The organism is Trueperella pyogenes (assembly GCF_001070855.1).
GTDB classification, from domain to species: domain Bacteria; phylum Actinomycetota; class Actinomycetes; order Actinomycetales; family Actinomycetaceae; genus Pauljensenia; species Pauljensenia pyogenes_A.
Genome location: NZ_JVLH01000004.1, coordinates 74,887 through 81,036 on the forward strand (window position 1 = coordinate 74,887; position 6,150 = coordinate 81,036).

The window sequence follows — 6,150 nt, forward strand, 5'->3', positions numbered from 1 at the left end:
TGATCGAGACGAACCTTGCTACAGACCTAACGTGCTTCTTCGCGAAGCGGATAGGAATGCGTCAGGACCTTCACTGCCTCGCGTCCGGGAACTAAACGTCCCTCAGACACATACCCTTCTTCGCGTCCCTCAAGCTCTGAGATCAGGTAGTTTCTTCCACGAAGAAGCGCGTCGCTGACTTCGCTGCTTCGCGCATCAGCAGAAAGTTTGCACAGGTCGACCAATTCCTCGGGGTCTTCATCGAGGTCGAAGAGCTGTTCGACTCCCCAGCTGGAGAACCACACATACTTGTAAGAATCGAAACGAATCCACTGAATCGACTGATCAAATAAGTAATGCTCCCCGTGAAGGTACTCTCTCCACGGAACTTCATCATCGGCCTCGGCAATCAGGGGAAGGACAGAGCGCCCCTCAACTTCCTCGGGGATCTCAACTCCCGCAACGTCCAGCAGTGTTGGCATTACGTCGCGGATCTCAACCACGCTATCCACGCGCCTGCCGGGAGCGATCCCCGCACCGTACAAGATGAAGGGAACGTGTGAGGAAGCCTCGTAAGGGTAACCTTTTCGCCACAGTCCGTGATCACCCATCATGTCTCCATGGTCGGAGATAAAAGCAACCACCGTATTTTCAGCCAGCCCAAACTCCCCTAGCGTCTGGATGAAGCGAGAAATCTGGGAATCGATGTGCGTCATGTGCCCGTAGTAGCCGGCACGAGCAAGCCGCACGTCCCGCTCACGATAGTGAGCAGCGAGGGCGGTCGGATCCCAATCCCGCCTCTCTTCACTCATCAATTCATCCGACCAATTGTCCTCGCCTGGAAGGGTGAGTTCGTCCTGTTCGTAGCTATCGAAAGCCCACTTGGGCGGGTCGAGTGGAGCGTGCGGACGGTGGAAGGACAGGTAGAGGAAGAACGGACAGGTGGGGTCGCGCCTGTAGAGCCACTGCGTTGCCTCGGTGACGACCCAATTCGTCGGGTGCAGTTTTTCCGCCTTATCCCAAGGACGCGCAACCATCGAATTACATTCGAGGCCATTATCGATGTAATCCTCTACGGCACCCGCGCCTTCCTGCTCACGCAGCCACGTCAGGTAGTCGTCGTACATCCGAGAATCGCGCTCGCGGTGACGCGAGTAGTGAAGATAGCCATCGTGCAAAATGACATCATCAAAACCAATGCGACCGCGCTCTGGCCAGTAGTGCATCTTGCCGATTGCTTGAGTCTGGTACCCGGCATCGCGAAGCGCCCCGGGAAGCGTAACCGGCATATCGAAAGTAATTCCGTCCTGATAACCGATCCGGCGATGCGTGGTTGGGGCGGTTCCGGTCATGAGTCCCATCCGAGAAGGAACACAGGTGGGGCAAGCCGCATAGGCCTGCGTCATCTGCGCTCCTCCCCCAGCTAGCTGATCAAGATAGGGGGTGCGCACATCGGGGTGTCCCAGAATCGACAGGCAATCCCCCCTCCATTGATCAACGGCAATGAGGACGATATTCGGATGGTTCTCACTCACGGTTACTCCTACTTGATACCCGTCATCGCGATGCCCTGAACGATGTGCTTCTGCGTGAGGACGAAGAGCAAGCACACAGGGATAAACAGCATGAGAGATCCCATTGCCGTCAGGTTCCAAGCGGTGAAAGATTCACTCTTAAAGATTGATAGTCCAATGGTAATTGTTCGCATCTCCAGCGAGCTGGTCGCAATCAAAGGCCACAAGAATTCATTCATCTGGAAAACAAAGGTGAACAATCCCAGGACCGTCAGTGCGGGTTTGCACTGCGGGAGAACAATCGAACGGTAGATCCTCAGCTCATTTGCTCCGTCCACACGGGCCGCTTCGATCAAAGAGTCGGGCACGCCCGCGATGAACTGGCGCATGAGGAAGATCGAGAAAGCGCTCATGAGGAATGGCATGACCAGCCCCTGATAGGTATCAAGCCACCCGATCTGCGAGAACCACACATAGAGCGGGATCATACGCACGAAGAGCGGGATCATCATGGTCGACAAGATCGCAATGAAGAAGACCTGTTTGCCCGGGAAATCAAACTTCGCAAAAACGTATCCAACCAGCGGAGCGAAAAGGATGTGCGAGCAAGTGATCAACCCGGCGACCAGGATCGAGTTGAAGAGGAAACGGCCAAAGGGTGCCGCCGCAAAGAGCCTCCCAATGTTCTCCCATTGCCACTTCGCGGGGATGAGGACCGCAGATCCACCAGAAACTTCAGCGTCGGATTGGAAAGCCAAAGAGATCATGTACAGCAGCGGGGCAACAGCGATCGCGGCAGCAATCCAGATGAAGATCAGCGAAACCAGGCGCGCACCCGGGAAGAGCTCTTCGTCAGCGATGCTCTTCTTCTTTTTGATGACTTCCGAGGCCGGGGGCGGGGTAGGTACGCACATCATAGTGCCTCTTTCCTTCGTCCCGTCCGAATCTGGATCAGGGACAAAACCATAATGACTGCCAAGAAGGCGAAGCTCATAGCAGAGGCATAGCCCAAGTTTCCACTCTGGAAGGTCTCACGGTAAACCTGGTAGACGTACAAGCTCGTCGCGTTTCCGGGCCCACCATTGGTCACCAAGTACGGTAGGCCAAATTGCTGGAGGGTTGAAATCATTCCGACCAGACCGACAAAGAGTGTTGTCGGGGCAAGTAGTGGAAGGGTCAAGGACCAGAAACGCTTCCAAGGGGATGCACCATCGAGGCGCGCGGCCTCGTAAATCTGAGGATCGATGCCCTGCAAGCCAGCCAGGAAAAGAAGCATGAAGTAGCCGGCTTCTTGCCACACGGTAATCCCAACGAGCGTTGCCAGCGGCGCGGTGGTGAGCCACTGCTGGGTGGGAAGGTGCAGGCTGGAGAGCACCGAGTTCAAGATACCCGTCGTCGGGTCCAAGATATTGCGCCACATCAAGCCAACGATGGCCACCGAGGTCATATAGGGGGTCAGGATCATCGTGCGCGCAAGGGTGCGCCCACGGAATTTCTGGTTGAGGATGAGAGCAAGGAGCAAGCCCACGCACGCACCCAAAATCAGTGCCGAGGCCGCGTAGATCAGGGTGATTCCGAAGGCATGTTGGACTTCGGGGTCACGAATGATCGAGGAATAGTTCTTCCATCCCACGGGGCGCAGCGTTGTAAAGCCGCGCGTAAAGGACAGCTGAAATTCCTGGATCAGCGGCCAGAACATGAAGAGAACGAAGTAGATGACCGCGGGGGTCAGGAAGAGATACGCGGTACGCGCTTGGCGTGCGCGCATCCCTCCCCGACGCCCTCGGCTCCGAGTCGAGACGGACATGAGTTACTGCTTCAGGAGTCCCGCAACTGTGGTCTCGTAGGTCTGGACCTGAGCAGCCGGGTCCTTTCCGTTGAGGATGATCTCTTCGTACATCACCTTGCGGGCGTCCGAGATCTTCGCGGCGTTTTCATTACCCCAGAATGCCTTGTCGGGGGTCGCGGCAAATTCACGCGACTTAGCGACGACGGAGAGAATCGGATCATTCTTGACAACATCAGAGTTCGCCCAGGACTTACGCGACATTGCCATTCCGGTCTCAGCGGTGACGGCTTCTTGGACCTTGAGGCTGGTCATATCCTTGATGAGCTGCCATGCGAGCTCTGCGTTCTGCGACTTCGAGGGGATCATCATGCCCGAGCCAGCCAGGTAGGTCTTCTGGACATCGCCCTTGAGGGGTTCACCAACGGTCAGCGGGAAGTTCGGGTCTTCCTTGCGCACTGCTGAGATATCCCAGGGGCCGGTGAGAATGAAGCCTGCTCGCTTGGAGGTGAAGACCTTACGCGGTGCAGCGTAGTCATTCGAGGCGACAGGAACCGGGGCCAGCTTGTCCTTGTAGATCAGGTCGTGCTGGAACTGCATGGCTTCGGTTGCCTTGGCTGCGGGAGTCATGGGCTCGTTACCGTCCTTGGTGAAGGTGACTCCAGCCTGCATGAGGAAGGGGACGGTGTAGGAGGCGTCGTTGTTGAGTGCCAGACCATACTCAACGCCGGATTCCTGGATCTTCTTGGAGGCTTCACGCAGTTCAGCCCAAGTCTTAGGCATGGTCACGCCTGCCTTGTCCATCATTTCCTTGTTACCGAAGACGAGGCCGCCCATGGTCACGTGGAGAGGAATGCCGTAGGTCTTGCCGTCGGCTTGACGGTTTGCAAGGCCAGATTCGACGAAGTCATCGAGGAATCCGGATTCCTTCTGGAGGAAGGGATCGAGGGACATGATATTGCCGTCTGCGCCCCAGCGAGTGGACCACCAGCCGCCGTTTTCTTCGACGAGGTCAGGGGTCTGGCCGGATAGGAAGTCAGCGGTGAGCTTTTGCTGCAGGTCGCCCCACTGGTAGTACTGGACGTTGATCTTGACGTTGTGCTCCTTCTCGAAAGCCGCGAAGGTGTCGGTGTAGGCCTTGTAATCGCGGCCAGCCGACATGTAGATCAGGATTTCCTTACCGGTGCGATCGCCCTGGATTCCCAGCGACTGCGAGGATTCGCTCGAGGAACCAGAGGACTGTTGTCCAACTCCACCGGGAGTTGAGCACGCGGCAAGAGAAGCGGCCATGGCAAAAGCCGCGCATACCGACAGAGTGCGGCTGAGCCGCTTAGAAGAGCTGTGTCGCATCGTTGCGCTCCTTATGTTCTTTCTCGTTTAGTGCGTTGTCCCTCGGGGCATGTAGTGCCACCGAAGGGTCAGCGTTGTCGACTCCGGTTCTTCACCGCTGAGTGTGGACAGTAAGGTCACCGCACTATCCAGGTCTTGGTTGTCGAGGCCGATTGTGGACAGTGCGGGGTGAAGGTCGCCGCCATCGACGGAGGCGCCTGTGCCGATGATTTGGAGGTCATCGGGGATTGCGATTCCGCATTGAGTTGCTGCAAGGACTGCGCCAATGGCAACTCGATCAGAATCGCAATACACCGCATCGGGAAGGGGATCTCGACCGGTGAAAATCGTGGTGGCGCACTGGAAAGAAGAGGGGATGCTCCCCTCTGTGTACGCCAAAATTTCAGGGGTACCCAGGTGTGAATCGCTGAGGAATTTCGTGTATGCATGCCAGCGTGGTTCGTTTTCAAGTTCTTCGGCGTTACGGCGCTGGGTGAGGTAGGCGATCTTCTTCGCTCCCCCGTTGACGAGGCCGCTGAGAGCCTGCGTAATCCCCGAGGTTTCGTCAATGGTCACCCCGATGTAGGAGGGGTTTGGCGCGAGGGTACCAAAGATCATGGTGGGGATTGGCGGGGTTGGGAGGAGATCCATGAGGACTTTGGCGCTGGCGGGATTGCAGGCGAGGCAGGCAGTGTCGTAGAGACCGCACGACAGGGCGTTGACGATCTGTTGTTCTTCGCCGATGCGAACTGGGATCGACACTAGGTGGAGGTTTTCTTCTTCGAGGCGCGAGCTCGCGTGTAGTTGGAATCTCTCGACGAAGCGGTCCATGGGAGGGGTGTAGAAAAAGCAGATTGTGCGCGTAGCACCGGATTTCAGGGAAGAGCCAAGAATTGAACGAGTGTAGCCGAGGCTTCGTGCGGCGTCGTGAACCTTCTTCTGGGTCGCGGAAGCAAACGCGTCAGCGCGACTACCGCTGAGGATGAGTGAAGCGGTAGTCGGTGAAACTCCAGCGTTTCGCGCAACGTCGACAAGTCGGACCCGTGAGGCCATGTCGATACTGTAGCGCGTGCACCGAGACGAATTAAAACGTTTTTATAAAACGTTATAACTCTGTTATCTGGGACACAATAATGTCTTCCTTGCAGATAAGCTCATTGATAGAATCGCCCCTATCACGAAGACACAGCCCAAAGGAGGGCACGCATGGGTATCTGGATTGGGGATGCACGCAAGTTCGAAGAACTGCGCGAAGAAAATGAGCGCTTGAAGGAGCGAGTTGCACATCTCGAACGACTCTTAAAAGCCTCCGGAGAAGCCATCGACCTAGCGCTGAGCCCATCTGAACGCGCACTGGTGCTAGATGGACGCAAGCTCGAAGCCGTCAAGGCCTACCGAGACCGCACCGGCGTTGGCCTAAAGACAGCGAAAGAAGCTGTCGACGCGGTTGGGTGAAGCACCTATGATGAAGCGCTCTATCTCTTGGCGCTGAGCAGCGCTCAGGATCACAATGCGGGGGGGCGGGCCACACATCTGTGTGGC

Annotated in this window: 6 protein-coding genes; 1 reads left to right on the forward strand and 5 read right to left on the reverse strand. The window is 56.7% G+C overall.

What is annotated here, in order from left to right:
* Positions 1-26: 26 nt before the first annotated feature.
* The 5 genes from ADG72_RS01320 to ADG72_RS01340 are packed head-to-tail and all read right to left on the reverse strand — an operon-like array spanning position 27 to position 5,661.
* Positions 27-1,514: an arylsulfatase gene (locus ADG72_RS01320; RefSeq protein WP_048711613.1), complete on the reverse strand. Its 1,488-nt coding sequence runs from the start codon at positions 1,512-1,514 to the stop codon at positions 27-29.
* An 8-nt stretch (positions 1,515-1,522) separates the two neighbouring features.
* The gene (locus tag ADG72_RS01325; protein WP_048711615.1) at positions 1,523-2,410 is read right to left on the reverse strand and encodes a carbohydrate ABC transporter permease; all 888 of its coding nucleotides are present in this window, start codon (positions 2,408-2,410) and stop codon (positions 1,523-1,525) included.
* Positions 2,407-3,300, reverse strand: coding sequence for a carbohydrate ABC transporter permease (locus ADG72_RS01330; protein ID WP_239667617.1), 894 nt, complete (start codon positions 3,298-3,300; stop codon positions 2,407-2,409). The genes ADG72_RS01325 and ADG72_RS01330 overlap by 4 nt, the downstream gene beginning before the upstream one ends.
* A gap of 3 nt (positions 3,301-3,303) precedes the next feature.
* Complete coding sequence (locus ADG72_RS01335; protein WP_019127098.1) at positions 3,304-4,629, reverse strand: ABC transporter substrate-binding protein; 1,326 nt, start codon at positions 4,627-4,629, stop codon at positions 3,304-3,306.
* A 27-nt stretch (positions 4,630-4,656) separates the two neighbouring features.
* Positions 4,657-5,661 (reverse strand): LacI family DNA-binding transcriptional regulator, encoded by a 1,005-nt coding sequence (locus ADG72_RS01340; protein WP_048711616.1) that lies wholly within the window; start codon positions 5,659-5,661, stop codon positions 4,657-4,659.
* A gap of 153 nt (positions 5,662-5,814) precedes the next feature.
* Between ADG72_RS01340 and ADG72_RS01345 the strand changes: the two genes are divergently transcribed.
* Positions 5,815-6,063, forward strand: coding sequence for a hypothetical protein (locus ADG72_RS01345; protein ID WP_048711618.1), 249 nt, complete (start codon positions 5,815-5,817; stop codon positions 6,061-6,063).
* Positions 6,064-6,150 lie beyond the last annotated feature (87 nt).

What these genes read in the sequence shown, in the direction of transcription:
- ADG72_RS01325 (WP_048711615.1), bottom strand. Translation starts at nt 2,410, where the DNA reads ATGATGTGCGTACCTACCCCGCCCCCGGCCTCGGAAGTCATCAAAAAG.
- ADG72_RS01330 (WP_239667617.1), bottom strand. Translation starts at nt 3,300, where the DNA reads ATGTCCGTCTCGACTCGGAGCCGAGGGCGTCGGGGAGGGATGCGCGCA.
- ADG72_RS01335 (WP_019127098.1), bottom strand. Translation starts at nt 4,629, where the DNA reads ATGCGACACAGCTCTTCTAAGCGGCTCAGCCGCACTCTGTCGGTATGC.
- ADG72_RS01340 (WP_048711616.1), bottom strand. Translation starts at nt 5,661, where the DNA reads ATGGCCTCACGGGTCCGACTTGTCGACGTTGCGCGAAACGCTGGAGTT.
- ADG72_RS01345 (WP_048711618.1), top strand. Translation starts at nt 5,815, where the DNA reads ATGGGTATCTGGATTGGGGATGCACGCAAGTTCGAAGAACTGCGCGAA.